Source organism: Bacteroides sp. AF20-13LB (assembly GCF_003603065.1).
GTDB lineage: Bacteria > Bacteroidota > Bacteroidia > Bacteroidales > Bacteroidaceae > Bacteroides > Bacteroides uniformis.
On sequence record NZ_QTMH01000014.1, the window covers coordinates 52964 to 79032 of the forward strand.

General features: G+C 47.7%; 28 protein-coding genes and 1 tRNA gene. 11 read left to right on the plus strand and 18 right to left on the minus strand.

Annotation, left to right across the window (positions count from 1 at the left end):
• Positions 1–36: 36 nt before the first annotated feature.
• Both DWX62_RS17080 and DWX62_RS17085 read left to right on the plus strand, forming a co-directional pair.
• A complete protein-coding gene (locus DWX62_RS17080) occupies positions 37–612 on the plus strand; it encodes a uracil-DNA glycosylase family protein (protein WP_016273281.1) in 576 nt (191 codons plus the stop codon).
• A 75-nt stretch (positions 613–687) separates the two neighbouring features.
• A tRNA-Trp gene (locus DWX62_RS17085) sits at positions 688–760 on the plus strand.
• Positions 761–817: 57 nt separating this feature from the next.
• Here the strand turns inward: DWX62_RS17085 and DWX62_RS17090 are convergent.
• The 4 genes from DWX62_RS17090 to DWX62_RS17105 all read right to left on the minus strand — a co-directional run bounded on the left by DWX62_RS17090 (position 818) and on the right by DWX62_RS17105 (position 3508).
• On the minus strand, positions 818–1363 hold the full coding sequence (locus tag DWX62_RS17090; RefSeq protein WP_008663823.1) for a radical SAM protein: 546 nt from the start codon (positions 1361–1363) through the stop codon (positions 818–820).
• Complete coding sequence (gene queD, locus DWX62_RS17095; RefSeq protein ID WP_005826426.1) at positions 1350–1682, minus strand: 6-carboxytetrahydropterin synthase QueD; 333 nt, start codon at positions 1680–1682, stop codon at positions 1350–1352. The genes DWX62_RS17090 and queD overlap by 14 nt, the downstream gene beginning before the upstream one ends.
• A 105-nt stretch (positions 1683–1787) precedes the next feature.
• A complete protein-coding gene (locus DWX62_RS17100) occupies positions 1788–2621 on the minus strand; it encodes a phosphodiester glycosidase family protein (RefSeq protein WP_008663824.1) in 834 nt (277 codons plus the stop codon).
• Between the two features lie 14 nt (positions 2622–2635).
• Complete coding sequence (locus DWX62_RS17105) at positions 2636–3508, minus strand: pyridoxamine kinase (protein ID WP_005826422.1); 873 nt, start codon at positions 3506–3508, stop codon at positions 2636–2638.
• Between the two features lie 35 nt (positions 3509–3543).
• On the opposite strand from DWX62_RS17105, the gene DWX62_RS17110 reads away from it, so the two are divergent.
• Positions 3544–3903 carry a YbaN family protein gene (locus DWX62_RS17110; RefSeq protein ID WP_008663825.1) on the plus strand — a complete coding sequence of 120 codons (360 nt, stop codon included), beginning with the start codon at positions 3544–3546 and terminating at the stop codon, positions 3901–3903.
• 4 nt (positions 3904–3907) lie between these two features.
• Here the strand turns inward: DWX62_RS17110 and DWX62_RS17115 are convergent, their stop codons facing one another.
• The 5 genes from DWX62_RS17115 to DWX62_RS17135 all read right to left on the minus strand — a co-directional run bounded on the left by DWX62_RS17115 (position 3908) and on the right by DWX62_RS17135 (position 6636).
• Positions 3908–4486, minus strand: coding sequence for an MTA/SAH nucleosidase (locus DWX62_RS17115; RefSeq protein ID WP_008663826.1), 579 nt, complete (start codon positions 4484–4486; stop codon positions 3908–3910).
• A gap of 65 nt (positions 4487–4551) precedes the next feature.
• The gene (locus tag DWX62_RS17120) at positions 4552–4842 is read right to left on the minus strand and encodes a transcriptional regulator (RefSeq protein ID WP_005835827.1); all 291 of its coding nucleotides are present in this window, start codon (positions 4840–4842) and stop codon (positions 4552–4554) included.
• Between the two features lies 1 nt (position 4843).
• Positions 4844–5482: a hypothetical protein gene (locus tag DWX62_RS17125; RefSeq protein WP_229084494.1), complete on the minus strand. Its 639-nt coding sequence runs from the start codon at positions 5480–5482 to the stop codon at positions 4844–4846.
• A 140-nt stretch (positions 5483–5622) separates the two neighbouring features.
• Positions 5623–6246, minus strand: coding sequence for a hypothetical protein (locus DWX62_RS17130; protein WP_008663832.1), 624 nt, complete (start codon positions 6244–6246; stop codon positions 5623–5625).
• Positions 6247–6261: 15 nt separating this feature from the next.
• Positions 6262–6636 (minus strand): DUF2141 domain-containing protein, encoded by a 375-nt coding sequence (locus tag DWX62_RS17135; RefSeq protein ID WP_008663834.1) that lies wholly within the window; start codon positions 6634–6636, stop codon positions 6262–6264.
• Between the two features lie 554 nt (positions 6637–7190).
• Here DWX62_RS17135 and DWX62_RS17145 point away from each other — a divergent pair.
• The 4 genes from DWX62_RS17145 (at position 7191) to DWX62_RS17160 (ending at position 10312) form a co-directional block, all read left to right on the plus strand.
• Positions 7191–7484 (plus strand): hypothetical protein, encoded by a 294-nt coding sequence (locus DWX62_RS17145; protein ID WP_008663836.1) that lies wholly within the window; start codon positions 7191–7193, stop codon positions 7482–7484.
• 14 nt (positions 7485–7498) lie between these two features.
• Positions 7499–7789, plus strand: coding sequence for a cell division protein ZapA (locus DWX62_RS17150; RefSeq protein WP_008663838.1), 291 nt, complete (start codon positions 7499–7501; stop codon positions 7787–7789).
• A gap of 125 nt (positions 7790–7914) precedes the next feature.
• Positions 7915–9453 carry a ribonuclease Y gene (rny, locus tag DWX62_RS17155; RefSeq protein WP_005835816.1) on the plus strand — a complete coding sequence of 513 codons (1539 nt, stop codon included), beginning with the start codon at positions 7915–7917 and terminating at the stop codon, positions 9451–9453.
• Positions 9454–9538: 85 nt separating this feature from the next.
• Positions 9539–10312 (plus strand): copper homeostasis protein CutC, encoded by a 774-nt coding sequence (locus tag DWX62_RS17160; protein ID WP_057256369.1) that lies wholly within the window; start codon positions 9539–9541, stop codon positions 10310–10312.
• A 77-nt stretch (positions 10313–10389) separates the two neighbouring features.
• On the opposite strand, the gene DWX62_RS17165 is transcribed toward DWX62_RS17160, so the two are convergent.
• On the minus strand, positions 10390–10992 hold the full coding sequence (locus DWX62_RS17165) for an OmpH family outer membrane protein (protein ID WP_009036606.1): 603 nt from the start codon (positions 10990–10992) through the stop codon (positions 10390–10392).
• Between the two features lie 25 nt (positions 10993–11017).
• Positions 11018–11251 (minus strand): hypothetical protein, encoded by a 234-nt coding sequence (locus tag DWX62_RS17170; RefSeq protein ID WP_120173037.1) that lies wholly within the window; start codon positions 11249–11251, stop codon positions 11018–11020.
• Positions 11252–11489: 238 nt separating this feature from the next.
• On the opposite strand from DWX62_RS17170, the gene DWX62_RS17175 reads away from it, so the two are divergent.
• Together DWX62_RS17175 and DWX62_RS17180 are read left to right on the plus strand one after the other, a co-directional pair.
• The gene (locus DWX62_RS17175) at positions 11490–12947 is read left to right on the plus strand and encodes an aminoacyl-histidine dipeptidase (RefSeq protein WP_120173034.1); all 1458 of its coding nucleotides are present in this window, start codon (positions 11490–11492) and stop codon (positions 12945–12947) included.
• 41 nt (positions 12948–12988) lie between these two features.
• Entirely contained in the window at positions 12989–14047 is a 1059-nt protein-coding gene (locus DWX62_RS17180; RefSeq protein ID WP_035449510.1) for an endonuclease/exonuclease/phosphatase family protein, read from the plus strand.
• Here the strand turns inward: DWX62_RS17180 and DWX62_RS17185 are convergent.
• Genes DWX62_RS17185 through DWX62_RS17195 form a run of 3 tightly spaced genes read right to left on the minus strand, consistent with a single transcriptional unit; the run spans position 14044 to position 17448 of the window.
• On the minus strand, positions 14044–15213 hold the full coding sequence (locus tag DWX62_RS17185; protein WP_008663850.1) for a mechanosensitive ion channel domain-containing protein: 1170 nt from the start codon (positions 15211–15213) through the stop codon (positions 14044–14046). The genes DWX62_RS17180 and DWX62_RS17185 overlap by 4 nt on opposite strands.
• 58 nt (positions 15214–15271) lie before the next feature.
• On the minus strand, positions 15272–15955 hold the full coding sequence (locus tag DWX62_RS17190; protein WP_005826392.1) for a response regulator transcription factor: 684 nt from the start codon (positions 15953–15955) through the stop codon (positions 15272–15274).
• A 38-nt stretch (positions 15956–15993) separates the two neighbouring features.
• A complete protein-coding gene (locus tag DWX62_RS17195; protein WP_117877981.1) occupies positions 15994–17448 on the minus strand; it encodes a HAMP domain-containing sensor histidine kinase in 1455 nt (484 codons plus the stop codon).
• A gap of 198 nt (positions 17449–17646) precedes the next feature.
• Here DWX62_RS17195 and DWX62_RS17200 point away from each other — a divergent pair, with 198 nt between their 5' ends.
• Positions 17647–18513 (plus strand): GLPGLI family protein, encoded by an 867-nt coding sequence (locus tag DWX62_RS17200; RefSeq protein ID WP_008663855.1) that lies wholly within the window; start codon positions 17647–17649, stop codon positions 18511–18513.
• A 19-nt stretch (positions 18514–18532) separates the two neighbouring features.
• Positions 18533–21130, plus strand: coding sequence for a carboxypeptidase-like regulatory domain-containing protein (locus DWX62_RS17205; protein WP_008663858.1), 2598 nt, complete (start codon positions 18533–18535; stop codon positions 21128–21130).
• 10 nt (positions 21131–21140) lie between these two features.
• On the opposite strand, the gene DWX62_RS17210 is transcribed toward DWX62_RS17205, so the two are convergent.
• The 4 genes from DWX62_RS17210 to DWX62_RS17225 all read right to left on the minus strand — a co-directional run bounded on the left by DWX62_RS17210 (position 21141) and on the right by DWX62_RS17225 (position 26067).
• Positions 21141–21818 carry a phosphatase PAP2 family protein gene (locus DWX62_RS17210; RefSeq protein WP_005826387.1) on the minus strand — a complete coding sequence of 226 codons (678 nt, stop codon included), beginning with the start codon at positions 21816–21818 and terminating at the stop codon, positions 21141–21143.
• A 3-nt stretch (positions 21819–21821) separates the two neighbouring features.
• Positions 21822–23720, minus strand: coding sequence for an alkaline phosphatase family protein (locus DWX62_RS17215; RefSeq protein ID WP_035449516.1), 1899 nt, complete (start codon positions 23718–23720; stop codon positions 21822–21824).
• A 115-nt stretch (positions 23721–23835) separates the two neighbouring features.
• Complete coding sequence (gene fsa, locus DWX62_RS17220; protein WP_005826385.1) at positions 23836–24492, minus strand: fructose-6-phosphate aldolase; 657 nt, start codon at positions 24490–24492, stop codon at positions 23836–23838.
• A gap of 102 nt (positions 24493–24594) precedes the next feature.
• Positions 24595–26067: an ATP-binding cassette domain-containing protein gene (locus DWX62_RS17225; RefSeq protein WP_117951760.1), complete on the minus strand. Its 1473-nt coding sequence runs from the start codon at positions 26065–26067 to the stop codon at positions 24595–24597.
• Between the last annotated feature and the right edge of the window lie 2 nt (positions 26068–26069).

The following is a 26069-nucleotide window of genomic DNA, read 5'->3' on the forward strand; positions in this document are numbered from 1 at the left end:
CGTACTTTTGCAGGCAGAACAATGAAATTGGAAAGTATGGAAATAGAACAACACCCTTTAGAACCCTTCCTTCCCGGTAACGCCCGTCTGCTGATGCTGGGAAGCTTTCCTCCGCAGAAAAAGCGGTGGTCCATGGAGTTTTACTACCCCAACTGGAACAATGACATGTGGAGGATTACCGGGTTCCTTTTCTTCAATGACAAGGATTATTTTGTAGACAAGACGAAGAAGGCTTTCTGCAAAGAACGCCTCATCAGTTTCCTGCAGGAAAAGGGTATTGCCTTGTTCGACACAGCCTCTGCCATACGGCGCCTGCAGGACAACGCCTCGGATAAGTTTCTGGAAGTGGTGCAACCCACGGACGTCCCTGCCCTGCTACACCGGATACCGCAATGCAAGGCTATCGTTACCACCGGCGAGAAGGCTACGGACACGCTGTGCACGCAGTTCTCCATCGACAAGCCCAAAGTAGGCGACTTCACGGAGTTTCTTTTCGAAAACCATCCGATGCGCCTCTACCGGATGCCTTCTTCCTCAAGAGCCTACCCGCTGGCACTGGAAAAAAAAGCAGCAGCGTATCGCATTATGTATCAGGACTTACAGATGTTGTAAGCAACTTTCTTTATAAAATAAGTACGTCTGTTACTTGCATATTTGAAAGTTTGCATTACCTTTGCAGCCGCAAACACGGGAGTAGCTCAGTTGGTAGAGCACCGGTCTCCAAAACCGGGTGTCGGGAGTTCGAGCCTCTCCTCCCGTGCATGAACGAATAATGGCTGTAAGCATTGCTTACAGCCATTATTCGTTTTATAAATGCCTACCGGATATCTATCAGCTTATGTGTCTGCAAACTAAGTCTCCACTTAGGATGCTTCATCACGCAATCCACCGTTTCGGCCGTATTGCTGCAAGAGCAAGGCTGAAGAAAGAAATGCCCGGCGGGCAACTGCTCATAAACAGTAATATCCTGCCCTTCATACACCACCTTCACTTCATTCATACGCGTAATTTCCAGCTTTACCCCCTGCTTGGGAGAGCAGGTCACCCAATCTATATTATCCGGCAGCGGACGGGTACCGTTTGTTTCAATGCAGACATACTTTCCCGCCTGGTGCAGACAATCCACAAATTCACGGTCAATCCAAAGGGAGGGTTCTCCACCGGTCAGTATCACGGTAGCGGCAGGGTATCTACTAACTTCTGTTACGATATCTTCATCGGACATCAGTATGCCGTCCTCATGCTGCGTATCACAAAAGAGGCACTTCAGGTTGCAACCGGAAAAACGGATAAAGACAGCCGGGGTACCCGTATGGTATCCTTCTCCCTGCAAACTGTAGAATATCTCATTAATCTTCCTCATAGACGGCAATGTTTGATTCCGACTCCTGCACCTCTACCTTGAAGCAAGTGGGTATCTGGTCGCATATCCAACGGGCTATGTTCTCGGCTGTGGGATTGAAGGACAGCACTTCATTAAGATTATGGTGGTCCAGCTGTTCCTTTACCACCTGCTTGATGTGACTGAAGTCTACTACCATTCCGTCCGCATTCAGCTCTTTGGAACGGCAATAGACAGTGATAATCCAGTTGTGACCGTGCAGATTCTCACACTTACTGCGATAAGAAAGTTTCAGGCTATGGGCAGCCGACACTTCCATACGTTTGATGACTGTGTACATATTGTTAATACGCTAATTAATATAATAAGTTGCCGCATCTAATGTCACCTCGATGCGACGGCAAAATTACAAAAAACTTAAGATTTATCCATTCACTTCCCTAACTTATTCGTACACACAAAGAGAATTGGCAACCTTACGCTCTGCGCTGCCACTCGGGGTATTGGCTATTCCCTTATCCGGCAACTCCCCACTCCACAGCGTAGAAGAACCGCCACCGTCCAGATTCAACGCATCCTCCCCACCCAATACACGAATCATATGGGCAAGCTCGGGTATATTGATGCCTTCCGCTTTTCCCTTCCGACGTCCGTCAACGACAATAAGCAGGATTTTTCCTTCTCTTGTCAGCGCCACAGCACTGCGGGGATGCTTGGTATCTACAAAATTCCGGTTAGTCCCGGACAAGTCGCACACTTGCCCGTCCTTCAGCATCAAAGGACCGGAAGCCAGCACAGTGCCTTTTTTCAAAGTACATGCCTTTTCTTCCTGCTTGCTCCAGGGAATCAGTTCCAGCCTGCCCTTCTTTATAAGTACAGCTCCATTGGACACTGTTGCCAGAACCCCAGTAGAGGTAGTATCTATCACCACCCCGTCCTTACGCAGATAGCAGACGGAATTTCCGGCTTTCATATCAAAATAGGAGCCATTGATGGCCGCCACCGCACCTGCATGCCGGGCGGCTATACTGGTCTCCTCCTTGGGATTGTGGACGAGCACATCGAAACGGTAGCGCTTCGGGGATATTTCAAAAATAGACACTTCCTGAGGAACTCCATACAAAGAACTGAATACTGCCTTTTTATAAAGCATCCCTTTCTGCAGGGGCTCAGTCTGCCAATCGGCAGAAACGATGGCAAGAGAGTCGGCAGCAGTCTGCGCCATTGCTGCAAACATGCCGCAACAGAGAAACACTGCCAAGAATATTTTCTTTTTCATAAGATGAGATTGGTTTAAATTAATTCATAGCTGCAGATTTGAATCGGCATGTCGAGATTATGCAACACCTTTTCAAGCTGTATACCTTCACGGTTGTCGTACTCGTATCCGAAAGTAGCACGGATACCTTGCAGAATGAACTGCGTGGCACGGTCCAGGGCAATGGGCAAACTGTCGCCTTGCAACAGTGCCCCGGTGATAACACTGGTAAACGTATCCCCTGTTCCGGGATAATGGGCCGGCAGGTAAGGACACGTAACCTTCCAGTAGCGGTTACCGTTCCGGTTATAGGCATACACGGACGTCTTATGCTTATCATCCCGTACGGGCACACTGGTAATAATCACCACTTCGGGACCACAATCGGAAAGCTGGCGAAGGTATGACTTCAATTCCTCATCCGTATTCATCTCCTTATAAGGAATACCCAGCAGATAGAACAGCTCCGTCAGATTGGGGGTAACGACATCGGCCTTGGTGATGAGATGTTTCATTTCATCAATCATGGACTCGTGGAAGTTCGCATAAAGCCGTCCGTTATCGCCCAACACCGGGTCTACCACAACCAGACCGTCCGGTCGGCGGAAGTCATCAATAAAGTCAGAAACAATATGTATCTGCCGCGGAGAACCCAGATAGCCGGTATAAAAGGCATCAAACTGTACTTCCAGCTTCTTCCACTCGGAAATAATCTTCGGCATTTCATCCGTCAGGTCCAGAAAAGAGAATTCCGGATACTGGGTATGGCTCGACAATACGGCTGTAGGCAACGGACACACCTGGAAACCCATAGACGAAAGAATGGGAATGACCACCGTCAGAGACACCCGTCCGACTCCCGACAAGTCGTGGACGGCAACAACCTTCTTTACTTTATTCGCATACATATTATCTATATTATTATTTTTCCTACATTTGCCGCATGAAAACCGTCTGCATCATTTTGGGAACAGTTTCTTTGACACTCGGCATCATCGGCATCTTCCTGCCGTTGCTGCCCACTACGCCTTTCCTGCTGCTCACGGCAGCACTCTATTTCAGAGGCTCACCCAGACTGTACCAATGGTTGCTGAACCACAAATGCCTCGGTCCCTACATCCGCAGCTTCCGCGAGAACAAAGCCATCCCTCTACGTGCCAAAATCATCTCCCTACTGCTGATGTGGGGAACAATGGTTTACTGCATCTTCTTCCTGATTCCACTAACAGAAATAAAGATAGCATTGTTCCTTGTCGCTGTGGGGGTGACTTGGCATATACTGTCATTCAAGACGTTGAAATGATGTGCTAAACTCCTCCTAACTTCTCGAAGAATTCTCCCAACCCCTTCCGGGCATCGGCAAGCTTGTTTTCCCAATGTTTCACGGAGTTCTGTCCGATAATGTCCGTCACGTACTTCACCGAAATGAAAGGAACATTCTTGGCACGACATACCAAAGCCTGGGCATAGGCTTCCATATCCACAACATCACCGGACACATCCGAGAGTTCTGTCAGGAAAGTATCCCCCGTATTGCATACACCACCTGCCGGCCAGTGCAAACAATATCCTTTTTGGGACAACAAATCCGTTGAATCAATCTCATGCTCCATACCAAGCTCCACCAGCTTCTGCATATCACGGTCCACAAAATGACGGCATACGAAAATATCTCCTACCTGATGACAGATAGTCCCTGCCGTACCTACATTGACCACCAAGTCCGGTTGCGCATGGTTTATCGCTTCAGAAAGATAAAAAGCCGATTTCACCTTTCCCACGCCGGTACGGAGATAGCCAATCTGCACCTCTTCCTCCCCTATCAGTCCGGGAAATTTCAATTCAGTAAATTCGCCTTGTACGGCATAAGTAACCAAGATTCTCATATCAATTCATTGTTTTTAATCAGACACTGCCATTTTCCATCAATCCCATCAAATTCTCAGGAAAATCATAATTTTCCCACCAGATAAGATTTCAACGCCTCTATATATTCTTCAAAGGCATCCACTCCCTGCGGAGTAATCCTACAAAGTGTACAAGGCATTTTTCCTTTAAAAGTTTTTGTTATCTCCACATAACCCGCCTTGCTGAGCTTATCCAACTGCACACTGAGGTTTCCTGCCGTAGCTTTCGTTTGTTGACGGATATAGACAAAATCCGCTTCCTCGACACTGATGAGCAACGACATCACCGCAAGCCGCAGTTCACTGTGAAGCAAAGGGTTCAGTTCTTTAAACATATCAAATTTTATTCTTCCGTTTACTTTTCAACAATGCATAGAGAGATATTCCTACCAAAAGAAGGTGATACAATCCCAAATAAAACCCTGCATCGGTTGCAAAATTGCCCATGTTATAACAGCCAATGATAAACCCCACCAACGCCGTTACCCGCAGCAAAGTTAAATCAATATTTTCTTTACTCAATAGAAGCAGGACCAGAAAAACCGGAGTCATCGGACAAAATGCCATCGCCGAGCCTCCGGCAAACAGATGTATCGGGCTGAAATCGGGTTCTGCGCCACGCATCATGTCCATAGGCCACCATAGGCAAAAGAGTGCCACGGGTATCAGCCATGCTGTCCTTCGGTTCAGATTGCCGAAGGTCAGCATGCTGCTCCCCCGCCAGGCTTCCCTCATCCAAAGCAGGGCAACCAAGAGCATCATCACCACATTGACCGTCACCATGCTGAAACCAGATTTATCTGTTACTGCCACATTCTGTACAATGGCATACAGCACATAGCAACCTCCCACATAAAACATAAACCAGCGCGACATCGTCACGCGCCAAAGCACAAGCAGCATCAGCATGACAAGGGAAACAATCTGAAAAGTCCACGCATAAGGATACATCCCTTGTATAAGTGCATGGCTCAAGGTATAAATTATCAGATCACCGATGTTCTCCCACCGAAATCCTTTAGTAGCAATCGGCAATAGAATAAATTGCAAAACAATTATACACACAATAAACTTTCGGGAAAGCAGGAATTTGTCTAAAGCACTGTTTCGTGTCATCATACTTCACCCCACTCTCCGTTTCGATTTTCTTTCCGCGCCTTATAATTCAGTATATGCCCGGGAATAATCAGCGAAAATACCAGTACACCGACAAACCAAAGCAGGGATGAGAGGAAAGGCACTTCTCCCCAAGTATACAACAAATTCTTCAGCCCCCATAAAAAGCCAAACAGCGGGAAGATAAAAAACGTAGTATAGCGAATGATGCAGCCCGTAATGATGCTGCCCAACGAGAAGAAGATGGCACACAAAGGCAGAATAGTTTCGTAACGTCCGGCATCCGTTGCCGCCAGCACCCCCATCATACATACCATCCCGAACACCCCCCACACCCGCTCCAGTATCTTGTCAAGATAAAACTTCACAGGTTTTTGCCGCTTACGCAATAAGAGGAACATCAACAGATACCCCACAACCGGAATCCCCCAGAATCCCCACATCCAGACAGGATTACCCGTAAACGTGACACCTGCCCATACGGCCAAAGTCACCAACACACCTACATATCCCCACACTAAAAAACTATTTCCGCTACCCGTATCCAGGTTGCGACGCGTATTGCGTATCATTCGAGCGATAAGTTCCAAACTCTCTTTCTCGTTCAATTCTTTATCTTTCATAATTATACCATATGATTACTTCTTCATTCCCTTTCGGACATCCACCAACGGCACAACCACCGTCTCCGTATTTTCTTTTACCTCCCAATCGACAATGGCACAATACTCCATCGGTACTCCGTCCTCTCTGTCGAGCTGGTAATTACCGTTTTCATCGTGATAGACGTAAATCTTGCACTTGCCCGCAGGCACATCCTTCAGCTCCAGCACGACATCGCTCACAGCGGCATCCACCATATTATATTGCCCCTTGTCGGTAGCCGCCATCAGCTTCCCCTTGGCAGAAGGAACATTCGTCACTTTCAGCGTCAGAACACTCTGCGCCGACACACCCACTACAAACATACTAAAAAGAACGATTACCATACCTTTATAACCCATTGTTTTCATAATCACACTTCATTTTAAAGTTACACACATATTAATAAAAACACTTTTTAGGTTCGAACTCCAATGCAAATATAATTAGTTTATTTTATAAACCAAACTATTATATAAATTATTTTATTTATTTCTTTGCATCCTCCTTTACTGTAGGTTATTCCAATCATTCCCAAGCAGTAGTTCCGAAAACAGCAAAAAGTAATTCCTGCCTTACTAACTATTAATCGTCCGATAACCGTTTTATTATCGTCCGACATATGTCTAATTATCGTCCGACAGTTGTTGGACGATAATTCAACAACTGTCGGACGATTAATAGTTAGCAACAGAAATACTAAGCGTTTGAAAAGAAAGGAAGAGAATCCTTGCAGAAAACCAATAGTCCCACACCTATCCACATATCCTATCTTTTGATAAACAGTCCACCCCTTTTCAATCCCCCGAAACCAAGCTTTCATAGGCCATTTCGGTTATTTCGGCACTTCTACAACACATTTTCTCCGAAAAGTTTTTGTAATCTCCAAGTAAATTGTATTTTTGTGTACAATTTTGGTGTAGTGATGACAGACGAAGAAAAGAAGCTATTAAGTACCTTTGAAGCCAGACTGCGGCATTTAATCTATCTGCACGATGAATTAAAACGCGAAAATGCTGAGCTAAAGCAACTTCTTGAAGCCAAAGAGGAGGAATACGGGAAGGTACAAGCTGAATACCGGGAACTGGAACTTAACTACACGAACCTAAAAACAGCTACGACAATCAGCCTTAACGGCAGCGACGTGAAAGAGACGAAACTGCGATTGTCCAAATTAGTGCGTGAAGTCGATAAATGCATCGCTTTGTTGAATGAATAAAGAGAAGAGGATGTATGAACGATAAGATAAAGATAAACCTGCAGATGGCAGGAGCCTCCTACCCTCTCACAATCAACCGTGAGGACGAGGAAATGGTAAGAGAAGCCGCCAAGCAGGTAGATATCAGGCTCAATGCGTATCGGGAGCATTATCTGAATGTATCTCTAGAGAGAATTATAGCCATGGTGGCCTATCAGTTCGCTTTAGAAAACCTTCAGTTGAAGGATCGTAATGATACTGAACCCTATACCACCAAAATAAAGGAACTGACAGAGGTATTGGAGACCTATTTCAAGGAACAATAAGCTGCAATCCCTCCGTCGGGTCGGTAAAAGAGAGAAATTCGCGCACTGTACAAAAGTTTGCCCTTCATCAAAGCAAGCTTTTATGCAGTGCTTTTTTATTTATACACTAAAAACAAATTAATAAAATGACAGTAGTTACAATAGTATTATCCATTGCCTGCTTCATTGTCGGAGGGTTTGCCTCGTACTTGTTCTTCAAGCACGGGCTGAAAAACAAATACGACGGTATCCTGAGAGATGCGGAAGCGGAAGCGGAAGTGATTAAGAAGAATAAGTTGCTGGAAGTAAAGGAAAAATTCCTGAACAAGAAGGCGGACTTGGAAAAAGAAGTGGCCCAACGTAACCAAAAGATACAGCAGGCAGAAAACAAGCTGAAACAACGTGAATTGGTACTGAACCAACGCCAGGAAGAAATCCAGCGCAAGAAGATGGAAGCAGAAGCCGTGAAAGAAAATCTGGAAGCCCAGCTGTCCATCGTAGACAAGAAGAAAGAAGAACTGGAGCACATGCAGCGCCAGGAAATAGAAAAACTGGAAGCTATCTCCGGACTTTCTGCCGAAGAAGCCAAAGAGCGCATGGTAGAATCCCTAAAGGAAGAAGCCAAAACGCAGGCCCAGTCCTACATTAACGACATCATGGACGACGCCAAACTGACAGCAAGCAAAGAGGCCAAGCGCATCGTGATACAGAGCATCCAGCGCGTGGCTACGGAAACAGCCATTGAAAACTCAGTAACCGTATTCCACATCGAATCAGATGAAATCAAGGGACGTATCATCGGTCGCGAAGGCCGCAACATCCGCGCCCTGGAAGCTGCCACCGGTGTGGAAATTGTGGTAGACGATACTCCGGAAGCTATCGTATTGTCAGCTTTCGACCCGGTTCGCCGTGAGATTGCACGTCTGGCATTGCACCAGTTAGTAACAGACGGACGTATCCACCCAGCACGCATCGAAGAGGTAGTTGCCAAAGTACGCAAGCAGGTAGAAGAGGAAATCATCGAAACCGGTAAACGCACTACTATCGACCTGGGCATCCACGGTCTGCATCCGGAACTTATCCGCATTATCGGTAAGATGAAATACCGTTCTTCATACGGCCAGAACCTTTTGCAGCATGCACGCGAGACAGCCAATCTTTGCGCTGTGATGGCATCAGAGCTGGGACTCAACCCGAAGAAAGCAAAACGTGCCGGACTGCTGCATGATATAGGTAAGGTACCCGATGAGGAACCGGAATTGCCGCATGCACTCTATGGTATGAAGCTGGCAGAAAAGTTCAAGGAAAAGCCAGACATCTGCAACGCCATCGGTGCCCACCACGACGAAGTGGAAATGACCAGCCTGCTGGCCCCCATCGTACAAGTATGCGATGCCATTTCAGGAGCACGCCCGGGAGCACGCCGCGAAATTGTAGAAGCATACATCAAGCGCCTGAACGACCTTGAGCAACTGGCCATGTCCTATCCGGGAGTGACAAAGACATATGCCATCCAGGCAGGCCGTGAGTTGCGTGTCATTGTCGGTGCAGACAAGATTGACGACAAGCAGACGGAGAACCTTTCCGGTGAAATCGCCAAGAAGATTCAGGACGAAATGACTTATCCGGGTCAGGTGAAGATTACCGTTATCCGTGAGACACGTGCGGTGAGCTACGCAAAGTAACATCAGAAAAGAAAATAAATGCAGAAAAGGGTGAATTCGTATTCACCCTTTTCTTATTTTTGCACCACAACCATAACTTTACAAAATGAAAGATTATCAGTTTGAAGTTTGTGCCAACTCCGTAGAGAGTTGTATTGCCGCACAAGCCGGCGGAGCAGACCGGGTGGAACTATGCGCAGGCATCCCCGAGGGAGGAACAACCCCCTCATACGGCGATATCCTCATCGCACGGGAAGTATTGCAGCAGACCAAATTGCATATCATTGTCCGTCCCCGTGGAGGAGACTTCCTTTACTCCTCCACCGAACAGCGCATCATGCTGAAAGACATAGAGAATGCCCGCCGCCTAGGCGCTGACGGAGTCGTGTTCGGTTGCCTGACGGCAGAAGGAGATGTAGACATTCCATTGATGGAGCAGCTTATGAAAGCCTCACAAGGGATGTCCGTCACCTTCCACCGTGCTTTCGATGTATGCAGAAATCCACAAAAAGCAATAGAAGATATTATCGCATTAGGATGCAACCGCATCCTAACTTCCGGACAGCAATCTACAGCAGAGCAAGGCATTCCCCTTTTGAAAGAGCTCCAACAACAAGCATCAGGCCGAATCATTCTATTGGCAGGCTGTGGGGTGAATGAAGCCAACATAGCCCACATTGCCCGAGAAACCGGCATCCGCGAATTTCATTTCTCCGCCAGGGAAAATATCGAGAGCTCCATGCTCTATCATAATTCCGCCGTCTCTATGGGAGGAACGGTACATATTGATGAATATACACATACCGTCACTACTGCGGAGCGGGTAAAGCGTACAATCGGAGCATTATTAAAAGCCTCTCCCCTAGCCCCTCCCCCGTAGGGAGGAGGCGGGGGAAGAGGCCTATAAAAAAAGGATGTACTTTTCAGTACATCCTTTTTTATATCATAGGATAAATATTATTTCTTCACCGGAGAAGAGTATCTTGCATTCAGGCCATCCAGAATCTCACGAGTGATGTTGTAGACACTGTCTGCATAGAGCAGATTGTCAAAACCCGTATTGCTGATAATCATGCTGTAACCTTTTGTCTTATTGTACTCCTTCAAGAAAGCGTTGATAGAATCACGCAGTTGCAGGCTGTTCTTTTCATTCTCACTCATCAGTTCAGACTGCAGCTTGTTGCTCAGGTTCTGCAAATCCTGCTCCAACTTTGCGATGCGGTTGTATTCCTGCTGCGCTCTCTCCTGAGAAAGATAAGCGTTGTTCTGATACTTTGTCTGGAATTCCTGCTTCTGCTTCTCCAGTTCGCTGGCTTTCTGGTTCAATGTCAGACGGACATTCTCGCCCTTCTTCACCATAGCCTCATTCAAGTCTATGCAATAGTTGTATTTTGCCAAAAGCGTATCTATTTCAACATAAGCAATCTTCATTTCCGATAATCCGCCGGCTTGTGCAGGAGCGTTTGTTGTCTGTTTATCAGTATTGCCGGCACATTGAGCAAATAAAACGATCAGTGCGAGAGCTGCCAGACCGTTCATGAGGTAGTTTAATCTCTTCATAATTGATAAATATTGTTTTTTAAAATTAGTTCATACTATCGTTTAAGGCTTTTTCCAGTTCATCAATGGAAAAACGGGATTTGCGTTGTGCTTCTCTGTCCTGCGACTGCGCACAGCCGATACCTCTATCGTGCATTGCCTTATTGCCACTGACATGCCCGTTAGGGAACCTGCCGCCTTTCACAAAAAAGACCTTTACACCCAATAAAACAATGCAAATAGCAACTATTAACAGAGTTATCAATATTGTATCAAGCATTTCCATTAATTTTGTTACATGAAAATAGTGTTTTTACTATTTTTGTGGGTGCAAATATAGGGCTTTGGTTGGACTAACTCGCCTTTTTTACTCTAAAAAAAGAGAAAGGGGAATAAAATAGTCAATCAATTTAACCATATTTAGCAATAAGTGGTTAATTTAATGGAGAATTGATATTTGACAATTGATAATGAAGGCTGCATAAACACATGTAAGGCAGCCGCTAATTCAGATAATTATGGAAAAAAAAGACTTGAAACCGGCTGGTGTATTTCACTATTTTGAGGAAATCTGCCAAGTGCCGCGCCCTTCGAAGAAGGAAGAGAAAATCATTGCTTACTTAAAAGCATTCGGAGAAAAACATAAGTTGGAAACGAAGGTGGACGAAGCCGGAAACGTTCTGATAAAGAAACCCGCTACTCCGGGTATGGAAAACCGCAAGACTGTCGTACTTCAATCGCACATCGACATGGTATGTGAAAAGAACAACGACGTGAAGCACGACTTCCTGACCGACCCTATCGAAACCGAAATTGACGGTGAATGGCTGAAAGCCAAAGGTACAACCTTGGGAGCCGACAACGGCATCGGTGTAGCCACCGAACTGGCTATCCTTGCCGACGACAGCATCGAGCACGGTCCTATCGAATGCCTCTTCACCGTGGACGAGGAGACCGGACTGACCGGTGCCTTCGCCCTGAAAGAAGGCTTCATGAACGGAGACATTCTGTTGAACCTCGATTCCGAAGATGAAGGCGAGCTCTTCATCGGCTGTGCAGGCGGTATAGATTCCGTTGCCGAATTCACCTACCGGGAAGTGGACGTACCGGCAGGGTATTTCTGCTGCAAAGTGCAGGTAAAGGGGCTGAAAGGTGGACACTCCGGCGGCGACATACACCTGGGGCGCGGCAATGCCAACAAACTGTTGAACCGCTTCCTGAGCCAGGCATCCCAGAAGTACGACATGTACCTTTGCGAAATAGACGGTGGTAACCTGCGCAACGCCATTGCCCGCGAAGCACACGCGGTAATTGCCATACCCGATGCCGACAAGCATGCCCTGCGCACAGACTTGAATGTCTTTGCCGCCGAAGTGGAGGCAGAATATGCCGTCGTTGACCCGGACCTCCAATTCGTGCTTGAATCGGAAGCAGCCCGTCCCAAAGCCATTGACAAAGATACCGCCAAGCGCTTGCTGCAAACCATCTATGCCGCACCTCACGGTGTGTATGCCATGAGCCAAGACATTCCGGGGCTGGTGGAAACCTCCACCAATCTGGCCTCCGTAAAGATGAAATCCGGCCATATCATCCGTATCGAGACCAGCCAGCGCAGCTCTACCGCCTCCTCCAAACAAGACATTGCCAATATGGTGCGTACTGTATTCGAAATGGGTGGAGCAGCCGTATCTTTCGGCGACGGATATCCGGGCTGGAAGCCCAACCCGCATTCAGAAATCCTGGAAGTGGCTGTTGAGTCCTACAAACGTTTGTCCGGTGTAGATGCCAAGGTAAAAGCTATCCATGCAGGTTTGGAATGCGGACTGTTCCTTGACAAATACCCGGCACTGGACATGATTTCCTTCGGACCTACCCTGCAGGGTGTGCACTCTCCCGACGAACGGATGCTGATTCCTACTGTACAGAAGTTCTGGGACCATCTGCTGGATATACTGAAGCACATACCAGCGAAATAGATATTCTTCGTTTCCCTAAAAGGGGAACGGAAATAGTTTGTATGAACGTTATCCATAAGATAGGAGTTATACTCTTCCTTCTCTGCCCGTACATCAGTCTGTACGGGCAAGAAGGAAAAGATACCCTCACGTTTCGGATAGTAAGCTACAATGTAGAAAACCTATTCGACTTCCGACATGACACACTAAAGAATGACTACGAGTTCCTGCCGGATGCCACCCGGCATTGGAATTACTCTAAATACAGAAAGAAACTGGATAATATAGCCCGCGTCATCATCGCCACCGGAGGATGGACGCCGCCTGCCCTTGTTGCCTTGTGTGAGGTGGAGAATGACAGTGTGATGCGCGACCTTACCCGCTACTCTGCCTTGCGCGAAGCAGACTACCGGTATGTGATGACACAATCTCCCGACGAACGCGGCATCGACGTAGCGCTGTTGTATCAACGTAATCTTTTCAAACTGCTTTCCTATCAGAGCTTCCCCGTAGAAAAGCCCCGGAAGAATAGCCGTCCCACACGGGACATTCTTCACGTCAGCGGATTGTTGCTGAACCGGGATACGCTTGATGTACTGGTAGCTCACTTCCCATCCCGTTCGGGAGGGGCAAGAGAGTCTGAACCTTACCGGCTACTGGCTGCCCGAAAGGTGAAGCATGCCATAGACAGCCTATACACGATACGCCGACATCCGCAAATTGTCCTTTTAGGGGATTTCAACGATTATCCGGAGAATAAATCGATAAAGGAGGTGTTGGAGGCAGCAGCACCGTCAACATTGCAAGACTCTCTACGTCCACAAAAACTTTACCATCTACTGGCAGGAAAAGCCAAAACACGCAAGCACTTCGGCAGCTACAAGTATCAAGGAGAATGGGGACTACTGGACCACATCATCGTATCGGGTACGTTGCTGCAAGAACACGCACCGCTATATACAGAGGAAGCGAAGGCAGACGTATTCTGCCTGCCCTTCCTACTGACAAGAGACAAGAAATACGGAGGGCAGCAACCCTTCCGCACCTACTACGGGATGAAGTATCAAGGAGGATACAGCGACCACTTGCCTGTATATGCGGAGTTCCGGTTGATATATTAGTCGGAATACTGATACAGTTTCAAGTCAAACTTCTGTACCATCACCAGCAAGTGGTCGAAGATGTCGGACTGAATGCGCTCGTACTCTTTCCATACCTTGTTGCGAGAGAAGAAATATACCTGGATGGGTACCCCATACGTCGTGGGTTCCTTCTGGCTGATAATCAAGTCCATCTCCTGGTTCACCACCGGCAGGCTGCACAAATAGCGTTCGATGTAGATACGGTAGAGCTGCGCATTGGTTGGCACCTCTTCTTCTGCTGGCTGATAGTCGGCCATCAAGGGGACTTCCTTGCGGATATTATCCAGCATTTCCGGAGTGCAGAACTTCAGGGTAGTCATATCCAGAAAGATATTCTTGTTTACCCGTCGCCCGCCACTTTCCTGCATGCCGCGCCAGTTCTGAAAAGAGTTGTTCACCAGGGTATACGGTGGTACGGTCGAGATGGTTTCGTCCCAGTTGCGTATCTTGACCGTGTTCAGCGTAATCTCCTCTACAACTCCATTGGCAACGCCACCCGGCAGCGCTATCCAGTCCCCTATCCGCAACATGTCGTTGGCAGAGAGCTGCACGCCGGCCACAAACCCCAGAATGCTGTCCTTAAATACCAGCATCAGTACAGCTGCAGATGCGCCCAGACCGGCAAACAAGGTCATAGGGGACTTGCCTATCAGCACTGAAACCACTATGATACCTCCGATAAAAAACAGCAGCACTTGCAATACCTGCACGAAGCCTTTCAGCGGACGGTTCTTCTGCTTGTCCTTCATGTTATAAACATCGAGCAGTACCAGCAACAAGCCGTTAATAGTAAGCAGCACCGCCACAATGATATAGACAGCACACACCTTTTGTGAGAACTCAAGCATCTCCTTTCCACGCACAAAGGCCATGGGCAGCAGGTAGTAGATGAGGATTCCCGGCAGAATATGTATCAAATGGTGTATCACCCTGCGTTTCATCAGCAACGTATTCCACTGATGGGGAGAGCGTCGGGTATAATGCTTCATACCGCCAACGAAGATTGCCTGGCACAAATAGTCCAGCCCTATCGAAAGCCCCACCATCAGCAGTGCAATAATCGTCTCGTCAAACATATCGGCAAACTTCGGGTCTATCCCCCAACCTATCAAGATTTTATTCATCCATCCTCCTAAACTCATCATAAGCTCTCTTTTTTTTGAAATGTCTTGTTTGTATAACAATCCAAAGATAAAGATGTTTTCAGAGAACGGCAAGCATATACCCTTTTTTCATCAACGACTCAATCCTCACGCTCGGGTCGTTTTTTAGCGACCGCCGCAGATAGGACATCTGTACATTCAAGGCAAGGGAGTTGGCATACGAGGCAGTGCCCCACACAGCATCCAGCAACGTATCGCGACTGACAGTCTTATTCACATTCAGCGCAAGCAAGCGAAGGATATCGGCTTGACGGGAAGTAATCAGCACCTTACTATTTCCCGTACGAATCTCGTTCGTACTGTAATTGAATACGGAATGGCCGAAAGCATACATCTCATCCTCTGCCACGCCGGACAACTGCGAAGTGAAACGCTCGCGGATACGCGCCGTAAGCTCTTCCGGATAGAAAGGTTTGGCAAGATAATCGTTCGCCTTCAGTTGGAATCCTTGCAGGCGGTCAGCCTTGTCGCTGCGGTCGGAAAGAAAAAAGATGAGGACATGCTTGTCCGCCTCCCGGATTCGTTTTGCCACTTCAAAGCCATTGAGCCCGGGCATATTGATGTCAAGCAAGACAAGGTCCGGTTTGACAAGAGGAAACTGGTCGAGGGCGATAAGACCATTTCCGGCATAGGTCACTTCATAACCCTCTTTCTCCAGGAAGCGTTTCAGAAGCATGGAATACTTCAGGTCATCGTCAGCAAAAAGAATTTTCAGTGGTTTCATGAGTTGCTATTTATATTCTCGATATCCATCTGTGCAGATTATTGTGGAATGGTTATTTCCACCGTCGTCCCCCTCCCAATCTGACTGGTCAGAAAGACGGTTCCCCTATGAGCCTCAACCAACAACTTGACATAACTCAACCCCAAACCGATGCCCGGCAAGGAACGGTCAGGCAAGTTGCTGCTACGGTAAAACTTATCGAATACCCGTCCCTGCTCGGAAACAGGGATACCAATGCCGTCATCGGAAACTTTCAATGTGAGCTCGTGGCCATGCAGGCGGCATTCTACCCGGATACTGACGGAGCTTCCCGAATATTTCACAGCATTTTCCATCAGATTACTGATGATATTTGCCATGTGCACGGGGTCGGCCGTAACCAGCAGGTTGTCCGTGAAATGTGTCTCGAAAGACACTTGTTTTCCCTCAGGAGCATGCTGCAGGCGTATCAACTTCTCCACAACCGGTTTCAAATCGAAAGTACTGAGGGAAAGTTGTGTCTGCTCATCGTCAGCACGGGTCATGTCGCGCAGCTTCCGGAGGTAGGCGGAAAGGTTGTCCAGCTCGGAAACAGAATCACGCACCACTTCATCCATGGCCTGCTCGTCGGTACGCATTGTTTTGTCATTGAGAAAAGAGACGCACATCTTCAAGGCCTGCACGGGACGTTTCAACTCGTGTATCATGGTGTTGACAAAGCTTTTCCGCAACTCGTCCACACGGTGCTGCTTCAAAATGGTCTTTATCTGGAACAGCAGACAGACAGCCAGCAGAAGAATCAATACCAAGCTGCCCAGAAGTTGCCAGCCCATACGGAGCAAAAGAGTATGCGGCATCACCTGCACATCCACTTGTACCAACTCCCGCTTCAGCGGATTGTAAGGATAAACCAGACGGATGACCGGATGCAAATCACTCCCCAGCCGTTCTACGGTTTCCACCCATTGATAGAGGCTGTCGCGCGGCGTGACTAGTCCGGTAGTGAAAGACATGCCGTCCAGTTTAGTCGCCAGCACCGAATCGAAGCGCTGCAACGTAAAAGGGACATCTATCTGCAACTGATAAGCAACTATCGCCTCGCTGAAGCTCATGTTGAAAAGCAGCTTGTCTTCGCCATGTATCACAATCTTGTCCTTATAGACAATACTATCCTTCATTGCCGTGGATAGAACGGATTTATCTGCCATGGCCCCCACCACAAACGTACGCGTATAGCGCTCTTTGAGCTTGTTGGTCAATGAATCCCTATCCGTATGCATGTCCACATTGGTGTTGAAAAAGGATATATTAGGCTTGTTGAACACTTTCTTCGGCTGTTCACGCCGGATAGAGTCGTTCACTGCCACGGCATCCATGACAAGGCGGTGTATCTCTTCTTCATATTCCTCATTCTTATACTGATACTGGTTCCACAACCAATATCCCTGCCCTGCTACAAGTAGCAGCATGGATATCAGTGACAATGCCCATACTATTCTGATTCGTTTTTCCATCTCAGAGTCTGTTCTTCTTTTATACTATACAAAGGTAAGGGTTTCCTCCAATCAGAGGTACGCGCGAGGCGGCTATTCTCATTTGAGTAACATTTCAGTAATAACTTTCTCACTCCGGAAAGACAAATTCCGCATAGATTTGCGACGACAGGACACATGACACGTCCTCGAAACAGTAATTCCTAACAACGAAAAAGTATGAAAAAGCAGATTCTACTCACCGCCATGCTGTTGATAACCACCACAACCGCCTGCGCACAGTTTAACATCAAAATCGGCTCCGGCAAGACGTTCAGAAAAGATACCATAGACCAGACTGTACTCATGGTGCAGTATGAAGTGGACGGCTGTACGGACACACTGTCGGAAGAGCGTTTCCAGGAAACCATGATGTTGGAAATCGGCAAGAAATGCTCCAAGTTCTACAGTTACACAAAGTATGTGGGCGACTCGGTATTTGCTGCCGACATTGCCAATAACGCCTCGCAAGAAACGATGATTGAACACGCCAAACAGTTCGGAAAAAGCAAGCTGAACGAACAGACCTACAAGAGATACCCCGTAGGCAAAGTGACCACACTGGATGAAATTGCCGGAGACATTAACAGACTCCGGTGCGAGGAACCGGAAGAGTGCCCACAGTGGACGCTGCAGACAGACACGGCAACCATCCTCTCGTATCTCTGCCAAAAAGCAGAATGCGTGTTTAAGGGACGCAGATGGATTGTCTGGTACAGTCCGGAGATTTCCTCCAGCGAAGGGCCGTGGAAGCTGTTCGGACTGCCCGGACTGATACTGAAAGCAGAAGACAACAGGGGGCATTATCTCTTTACCTGCACCGGTATGGAGCAATGCCATTCCTACCGACCTATCCTCTTCAACGGAAAAGATTATGAACCCGTAAACCGCAAGGCGTACAACAAAATCCACGAAAGATACTATGCCGACCCGGTAGGATTCATTATGGGCAACACGCCTAACGTACGTATCACCATACGCGACAACCAGGGCAATGAAGCCAGGAAGCCGAAGAATATAGCCCACAATCCGCTGGAACTTGACTGATTCATCCCATCGAACTCCAATGGATATACACTTCAAGAAACTCTTGCTGCCAATCCTTGCCTTGTTTGCAATGACAGCGCATGCACAGTCTCTCAGTGGCTTGGTAACGGACGAAGAAACCGGACAACCGCTGGAAGCCGTAATGATTAGTGTGCTGCGAAACGGCACCATGATAGATTACGCCCTGACCGATGCCCGGGGGAGATATTCCCTGCCATGGAAATACAACGGCAACCTGCAAGTCAGCGTATCACTGCTGGGCTATAGACGGGAAATACGCAACATATCGGCAGCAGGAACACTCCATATTCGTCTGCATCCCGAAGCCATTGCACTGAAAGAAGTCCAAATACGTCCCGGCCGCATTCATGGCAGGAAAGATACCGTAAGGTATAATCTGGCAGAGTTTGCCTCTTCCAAGGACATACACATCAAGGATGTTCTGAAAAAGCTCCCCGGTGTGGATATTGACGACAACGGGCAGGTGAAATATAAAGGTAAAGCCATCGACCACTATTTTGTGGAGGGTATGGACGTGACGGGTGGACGCTACAGCCAAATCAACAACAACCTCAGTGCCAAAGCCGTAAAATCGGCAGAAATTATGGAGAACTACCAATCGGTCAAGGCATTGAAAGGAAAACTCAGTTCGGATGAAATAGCCCTGAACCTGAAACTCGACCCACAGGCACGCGACCAATGGATTGTCAACGGTACCCTGGGTGCAGGCTGGAGCGATGGAACACAAGAAACGACCGGAACGGCACAAACGAAGAGGGACCAAGGAACGCTTCTTTGGGAAAACGCCGCCAATGCCCTCCAACTGGGTAAAGGCAAGCAAAGCATCTACGGCTACAAGAGCAACAACAACGGTACCGACCTTAGCCGTGAGCAACATATACTGACAAACAACACATCCCAACAGATTCCCCTGCACGGCTTTCTGGTACAACCGGGCATCAGCGCTCCCCTCGACAAGCAACGGCTGCTCTTCAACGAAACCCATACACTGAACGCCAACCGCATGTATAAATGGAACGACGAACGTTCCCTGCGCCTGCAAGCCGGATATACCCATAACCGGATTACCCAGCAACGGGGCAACTCGCAAGTCTACTACCAGCCCGATGACACCATACGCATGGATGAAGCCTACCACTACTGCCTGCAGAACGATGCCGCCCATATGGAAATGCACTATGAGGATAACAAGACCATCCACTATCTGTCGAACCGCTTCCTGGCAGAAAGTGAAACGAACCGCGGCACCTCCCACGAGTTGCAGCAAACGATGCGCACCTCCCAGTTTACGGCAAAGAATTTCTTCAGCCTTATCCGCAATGGAGAGAAAAGCACATGGAAGTTCAATTCTGCCACACAGTATGCCTATCTACCCTCCTCCTTGTCACTACACGACGGGAAAGACAAATTCATCCAGCACAGCCTTTACAACGACAATAAGGCCAGCCACCTAAGAAAACACAACGGTTTCACCCGGCAATACACCGCCGGTATAAAGGGCGAATGGGCATCGGTAAAGTACCATTCCACCCGAATGGAAACATTTGGCGCATCCAGTTTTTCTCCCTACCTCTCCTCCTACTTCCAATTGGAACAAGGCAAGTGGCAGGGAAGTCTGTCACTCCCTCTCAGCTATAAGCGCTACTTCTCGCAACAGCGTTCTTTTCTCTTTTTCAATCCGTCACTCTATCTGCGCTATCAGCCGGACTACCATTGGAAAATTTCCCTCTACGGCAGTTTACACCGCTCAGCAGGAGATGTCACAGACCTCTGCCCTTTTACCTATCGGACAGACTACCGTACCTGGAAAAACACTGACGGCCTCTTCCCCGTCAGTATACGCCAACAATACAACCTTTATGGAGAATACAAGAATACCGTGCAGGAATTTTTCGCCACCGCCACTTTGTCCTACCGGCATGTACACTACAACACCTTGAATGAACAGAGTATCTCTGAAAACCGCATTGTCCACACCCTTCGCCTACATTCCAACAGTACACAAAGTTGGTTCCTGCTCAGCACTCTCTCCAAGGGATTTTTCGACTGGAATCTGAAAACCTCACTTGACTTACAACTGAGCCGCAATACCGGCTGGCAGTTGACACAGGTTTCAGATACAGACGCCCTCACTCCACAAACGGAAACAGCCGGAAACGGCCCGCCTCAAAAATACCGTTATGACTATCTTAAGATGGAACCCAAACTGATATGGTCGCCCGCCGAAGCTTTCGAAGCCGAATATCATGCCACAATCAGCTATGGCGGCAGTAAAATAGGGAACGACGCGCACCTTGCTCCTCTACTGGACTTCGTACAGCGTATGCACCTCACATTCAGCATCGGGCACGTCGACCTCTGCCTTTCCGGAGAACATTACCGGAACGATTTAAACAGCGATACGCATCTCAACACACTGTTTGTAGACGCATCACTCATTTATAAGACAAGGAAATGGAGAGTGGAAGCCAGCCTCAGCAATCTGTTCAACAAGAAAGAGTATGCCTATACTACCTACTCGGCCACACAAAGCTATACTTCACGGTTGAATATCCGTCCACGGGAGGTTATGGTGACTGCTGGTTATCAGTTCTAAAGACTGTCATCTACAACAATATCCGTATTCCGGCATAAACCAGCATCCCCGCTATCGTCAGCAACCCTACCCATATAGGAGCATAGACATGAGTGACATGCTCGACACGCTTATATCCGCTAACCTTCACAAACAAGCGGTAAATCAGCCAGGCACCAATCAGCCCCACAATAGTCCCTGCCAACAAATCACCCGGATAATGCACACCGAGATATACGCGCGAATAGCACGTCAGCAACGCCCAGGCCATAATGAAAAGAGTAAGCCACCGCTTGCGGAATAGAAAGAACAGGAAAAACGCCAATCCGAAGGTATTGGCGGCATGACACGAAGGAAAACCATAACGCCCTCCACGATGATTGTTGACGATATGCACCATCTCCGAAATGGGATTATTCAGATTAGAAGGACGCATACGCTCCACATAGGGACGTATCCAAGTGGCACATGCCTGGTCGGCAAAAGTAATGGTGAGCGCAAGGCCTATCATGCAAAAGAGTGTGACCTTCCAATGAAAATTGCGCAACATCACATACCAGATGGCAGCATACATGGGAATCCAAACCCACTTACCGCTATAAGCGCTCATAAAATAATCGAAATACATGTTGTGCATCCGATTGATGGAAAAAAATATGTTTGTGTCTACATCTATTGCCCCTTGCAAGGCGTCCATAAGTGCTGTCATACGTTATCTTTTGGCTATATCATCATATAATTTTTGCAAATAGGCTTTGCCCAACGGCAGGTTCTTCCCTTTTGCTGTGCCCTCATCCACTACCACAGTACCCGCCTGGCAATTGAATATCACTTGATTGTCCGCTGTCACCATACCGAAAGCATCGGGTACGGTAAAGAACGCGAAATGAGGGGAAGCGGGATTAAGCATATCTTTACTGAAAACAAACTCATCATGGGGCAGCGCCAATTGAGCCAGCAACGTGGCTGCAATATCATGTTGCGAGCCATAGACGTCAATGCGCCTCGGCTCTCGGACAGCACCGCCCACCATCAACAGAGGTATCCGGTAGCGTTCTACCGACAAATTGTCGATATGTTCGGGATAAGCTCCCAAGTGGTCTGGAACAAACACAATCACCGTATTCTTCCACTGGGGAAGCTCACGGAACTGTCTTACAAAATCGCCTGCACAACTATCCGTATAGGCAAAGGCGTTCAGCCGGTCATTCTCCAGACGACGGAAAGGTACTTCAAAAGGCTCGTGGCTGCTGGAGGTCTGCAAGACACGGAAATGAGGAGTTTTCTCTTCGGCAGTTCCTTCGGCAGCTTCGGCTTTCAAGTCTTCCAGCAGACGGTTGAATACGAGATGGTCGTGCGCCCCCCACTTACTTAAACGTTCCGTTACGGGAAAATCCTGGTCGGAAACAATGTCTTCAAAGCCTGATGACATCAGGTAGGAACGCATATTGGTAAAGTCGGCATCACCGCCATAATAATACTTGGTACCATAACCCGCCTTCCGCAAGCTGCCTGCAATGGCAGGAATGGACTGCGTTTTACGGGGATACTTCATAATACTAGTAGTGGGCTGGGCAGGATAGCCACTCAAGATAGCCACCAGCCCACGGTCCGTACGGAAACTGTTGGCGTAGAAGTTCGTAAAGAGCACCCCTTCCTTACTCAAGCTATCCAGATGGACGGCAATATTCGGCTCACCTCCCAAAGCTGTCATCAACCTGGAGGAAAAACTCTCAAGAATCACAAAGAGTACATCGGGACGCTGAGTATTGAATAAAGTATGCAGTGAATCGGCAGGTTGCAGCACAGAATCTGTCTCTTCCGTTTGACCACCGGCACCTGCGGGTTCAAGCATGTCTTTAAAAAGCCGGTCGGCCTCCGCAGCTTCCATAAAACGGTACTGCTTGCTGAAGTCCTTCTGCTTGGCAAGAGATTCCATCAGACTGAATGCAGGGTTGATAGCTGCATGGTTCAGACGCTGCTCGGCACTGAAATAGACTTTCCCCACATTCATGGTAGATACTGTAAAGCCTCCACGGATAGGAATAAACAGTAACCCCGTCATCAGCAACAATATACCTGACACCTTCAGGCGACGATAAGGCAGTTTCATCCGCAGCAACAGCTTCTTCTGCAGCAAGATGCCGTAGAAAACAGCATACAGCACGACAGCATAAACAGCCATTGCCACAATTCCCCCCAGCACCATCCAAATGCTGACACTGGCCACTGCGTCTTTAGGGGAGGAAAAGAAATAGAATAACGGAGTAGCATCCAAACGGAACCCCCAATACTCGTATAATCCTAAATCGACAGTAAAAATTATGGAGATAAGTACTGAAATGAAGAGGAAATAGCCGCACCAGATGCGATGAAGGGATTTAGAAAGTGTCCATACAGAGGTTATGAAAAGAAAACCGGGAATAGCTGTCAGATAACCAGCCAGAGATAGGTCTAAAGGTAACCCATGCCAAATGACACTGAACCAGTCCGCACACGAGGCATCCGGATACAGCGATTTGTAAAACAGCATAAATAGTGGTTTCTGCAACACAAAAATGCAGACAAACAAGCAGTATGTCTTAATAAATCCTATGAGCCTATCTTTCATCGGTGCCTTATTGTATATCTAAATATAAGGTGCAAAAATAAATCTTTTTATTCTATTTCTCACCAATATTAGTCAATAATTACATTGAAAGATAGGCTTATAGGATATTTTAAGTTTATCCGTTCACGCGTTTGTAATCTTCAAGGAACTTCTTCAGACCGGAATCGGTCAGCGGATGATTAAGTAAACCCTTAATGGCCGAAAGCGGACAAGTAGCCACATCAGCACCCACCTCTATACACTGCATGATATGTGCCGTATGACGGATAGAGGCGGCAAGTACCTGGGTGGTATATCCATAATAACGGTACATCTCTACAATCTTCGCAACCAATGCAATGCCATCCTCACAGATGTCATCGAGACGCCCCACAAACGGAGAAACATACGTTGCACCTGCCTTGGCTGCAAGCAATGCCTGACCGACAGAAAATACCAGAGTACAATTTGTACGGATACCTTTGCCCGAGAAGTATTTAACGGCCTTGATACCTTCTGCAATGCAAGGCACCTTCACTACGATATGCGGATTCAAGGCTGCCAATTCTTCACCCTCTTTAATCATGCCTTCATAGTCGGTAGCTATCACCTCGGCACTCACATCGCCTTGCACAATATTACAGATGTCCACATAGTGCTTACGCTGGTTCTCCACTCCTTTGATACCTTCTTTTGCCATAAGCGAAGGATTAGTGGTAACTCCGTCGAGTACGCCCAAGTCATAGGCCTCCCGAATCTGTTCTAAATTTGCCGTATCAATAAAAAACTTCATGATATAAATGTTTAGATGGTTGATATTACAAATATAACGATTTACACCATAAATGGTTCCTGCTAGTCCTTTATTATCTTTGCTTGACTAATTATTATCTGGTCAGCGGTTTCGCTTCAAGAATAAACGGTTAGTAATTGTTTGCGGCAATTCATTCTCATAGTGGGTTACCATAATCATCGTTTTATCCCGACGATGGCAGAATGCCTCTATAATCTTCTTGACCCGACGGCGGTTGTATGTATCGAGTCCATGAAGCGGTTCATCCAATATCAGCAGTTCCGGGTCCTTGACAAAAGCACGTGCCAATAATGCCAGACGCTGTTCCCCGCTGGAGAGTTGCAGAAAAGGACTGTCTTTCAAGGCGGCAATACCGAAAATCTCCATCCACCACTCACATACCGACATCTGTTCGGCATGAGGACGTTTATACAATCCGATGCTGTCGTGCAGACCGGAAGCGACAATCTCTATGGCAGGCAGATTCTTCAGATAAGCACGATGCATTTCCGGACTGACATAACCGATGTGTTTCTTGATTTCCCAAATACTCTCCCCCGTTCCGCGCTTCCGTCCGAAAAGACTGATATCGCAGGCGTATGACTGCGGATTATCCGCACAAACCAAACTAAGCAAGGTAGACTTGCCGGCACCGTTCTCGCCACTCAGCGCCCACTTCTCACCACGCATCACTGTCCAATCCAGCTCCTTCAGAATGGTACGGTCATCGTAACGGATGCTAACCCCGTTCAATTTCACCACTTCGTCCGAAGTGAAATTCGCATGTTCGTAGGGCAAATCGAGAATACACCGCTGCAATTCCTCCAACGCTCCGGCCTCTTCCTGAATACGCATCTGATTGCCCGCACAGAATGCCTGCACATACTCCTCACGTTCCATCTTTTCGCCCACCTTCATGTCCTCTACCGGCACAACATGTGTAATAAATGAAGGTATGTCATCCAACATGGAAAGCACAAGGACAATCTGCAACTCGCCCAGCCGGGTAAGCCGCTCCAGCAAATTAAAAAGCAGTTCACGGGTAGGCGCATCCAGCCCTATGAAAGGATTGTCCATGATAAGAATTCGGGGAACAGTCAGTAAAGCTTTAGTCAACTGAAACCTGCGCAGCTCCCCACTGCTGAGAAGAATGATTTTCTTGTCAAGCATCGGCTCTATGCTGAAAAGTTCAAATAGCTGCCGCCTCAAGATATCGTCTTTTACCTCTCCCAGCACTTCGCGTACTAGCGGAGCATCCTCCTGGTCGTGGGCATTCCAACGCTGTTGATAGTAATAATTGGCATCGGCAGAACCGTAAGTATCACGGAAAGCAATGTATTTGATATTGTCATAGGCAGTTTTCGTGAGGGAGGGAGAGAAATCATAGGTAAGCTCACCATCACGCAAAGGATACTTTTCCGTCAGCATATCCACCAGGAGGCTCTTTCCGGCTCCGTTCGGTCCTACAATGGCAATGTGTTCTCCTGCCAGGAAATCAAGGGTGACAGGCTCTGTCAAACGAACAAGCGGGTTGCGTACTACGCCCCCCGCTATGTGTATTGTATGTTGTTGCATCA

Excerpts from the sequence above, each read along its gene's own strand:
- DWX62_RS17080 (WP_016273281.1), top strand. The coding sequence starts at position 37 with ATGGAAATAGAACAACACCCTTTAGAACCCTTCCTTCCCGGTAACGCC.
- DWX62_RS17090 (WP_008663823.1), bottom strand. The coding sequence starts at position 1,363 with ATGAGGAAGATTAATGAGATATTCTACAGTTTGCAGGGAGAAGGATAC.
- queD (WP_005826426.1), bottom strand. The coding sequence starts at position 1,682 with ATGTACACAGTCATCAAACGTATGGAAGTGTCGGCTGCCCATAGCCTG.
- DWX62_RS17100 (WP_008663824.1), bottom strand. The coding sequence starts at position 2,621 with ATGAAAAAGAAAATATTCTTGGCAGTGTTTCTCTGTTGCGGCATGTTT.
- DWX62_RS17105 (WP_005826422.1), bottom strand. The coding sequence starts at position 3,508 with ATGTATGCGAATAAAGTAAAGAAGGTTGTTGCCGTCCACGACTTGTCG.
- DWX62_RS17110 (WP_008663825.1), top strand. The coding sequence starts at position 3,544 with ATGAAAACCGTCTGCATCATTTTGGGAACAGTTTCTTTGACACTCGGC.
- DWX62_RS17115 (WP_008663826.1), bottom strand. The coding sequence starts at position 4,486 with ATGAGAATCTTGGTTACTTATGCCGTACAAGGCGAATTTACTGAATTG.
- DWX62_RS17120 (WP_005835827.1), bottom strand. The coding sequence starts at position 4,842 with ATGTTTAAAGAACTGAACCCTTTGCTTCACAGTGAACTGCGGCTTGCG.
- DWX62_RS17130 (WP_008663832.1), bottom strand. The coding sequence starts at position 6,246 with ATGAAAGATAAAGAATTGAACGAGAAAGAGAGTTTGGAACTTATCGCT.
- DWX62_RS17135 (WP_008663834.1), bottom strand. The coding sequence starts at position 6,636 with ATGAAAACAATGGGTTATAAAGGTATGGTAATCGTTCTTTTTAGTATG.
- DWX62_RS17145 (WP_008663836.1), top strand. The coding sequence starts at position 7,191 with ATGACAGACGAAGAAAAGAAGCTATTAAGTACCTTTGAAGCCAGACTG.
- DWX62_RS17150 (WP_008663838.1), top strand. The coding sequence starts at position 7,499 with ATGAACGATAAGATAAAGATAAACCTGCAGATGGCAGGAGCCTCCTAC.
- rny (WP_005835816.1), top strand. The coding sequence starts at position 7,915 with ATGACAGTAGTTACAATAGTATTATCCATTGCCTGCTTCATTGTCGGA.
- DWX62_RS17160 (WP_057256369.1), top strand. The coding sequence starts at position 9,539 with ATGAAAGATTATCAGTTTGAAGTTTGTGCCAACTCCGTAGAGAGTTGT.
- DWX62_RS17165 (WP_009036606.1), bottom strand. The coding sequence starts at position 10,992 with ATGAAGAGATTAAACTACCTCATGAACGGTCTGGCAGCTCTCGCACTG.
- DWX62_RS17170 (WP_120173037.1), bottom strand. The coding sequence starts at position 11,251 with ATGCTTGATACAATATTGATAACTCTGTTAATAGTTGCTATTTGCATT.
- DWX62_RS17175 (WP_120173034.1), top strand. The coding sequence starts at position 11,490 with ATGGAAAAAAAAGACTTGAAACCGGCTGGTGTATTTCACTATTTTGAG.
- DWX62_RS17180 (WP_035449510.1), top strand. The coding sequence starts at position 12,989 with ATGAACGTTATCCATAAGATAGGAGTTATACTCTTCCTTCTCTGCCCG.
- DWX62_RS17185 (WP_008663850.1), bottom strand. The coding sequence starts at position 15,213 with ATGATGAGTTTAGGAGGATGGATGAATAAAATCTTGATAGGTTGGGGG.
- DWX62_RS17190 (WP_005826392.1), bottom strand. The coding sequence starts at position 15,955 with ATGAAACCACTGAAAATTCTTTTTGCTGACGATGACCTGAAGTATTCC.
- DWX62_RS17195 (WP_117877981.1), bottom strand. The coding sequence starts at position 17,448 with ATGGAAAAACGAATCAGAATAGTATGGGCATTGTCACTGATATCCATG.
- DWX62_RS17200 (WP_008663855.1), top strand. The coding sequence starts at position 17,647 with ATGAAAAAGCAGATTCTACTCACCGCCATGCTGTTGATAACCACCACA.
- DWX62_RS17205 (WP_008663858.1), top strand. The coding sequence starts at position 18,533 with ATGGATATACACTTCAAGAAACTCTTGCTGCCAATCCTTGCCTTGTTT.
- DWX62_RS17210 (WP_005826387.1), bottom strand. The coding sequence starts at position 21,818 with ATGACAGCACTTATGGACGCCTTGCAAGGGGCAATAGATGTAGACACA.
- DWX62_RS17215 (WP_035449516.1), bottom strand. The coding sequence starts at position 23,720 with ATGAAAGATAGGCTCATAGGATTTATTAAGACATACTGCTTGTTTGTC.
- fsa (WP_005826385.1), bottom strand. The coding sequence starts at position 24,492 with ATGAAGTTTTTTATTGATACGGCAAATTTAGAACAGATTCGGGAGGCC.
- DWX62_RS17225 (WP_117951760.1), bottom strand. The coding sequence starts at position 26,067 with ATGCAACAACATACAATACACATAGCGGGGGGCGTAGTACGCAACCCG.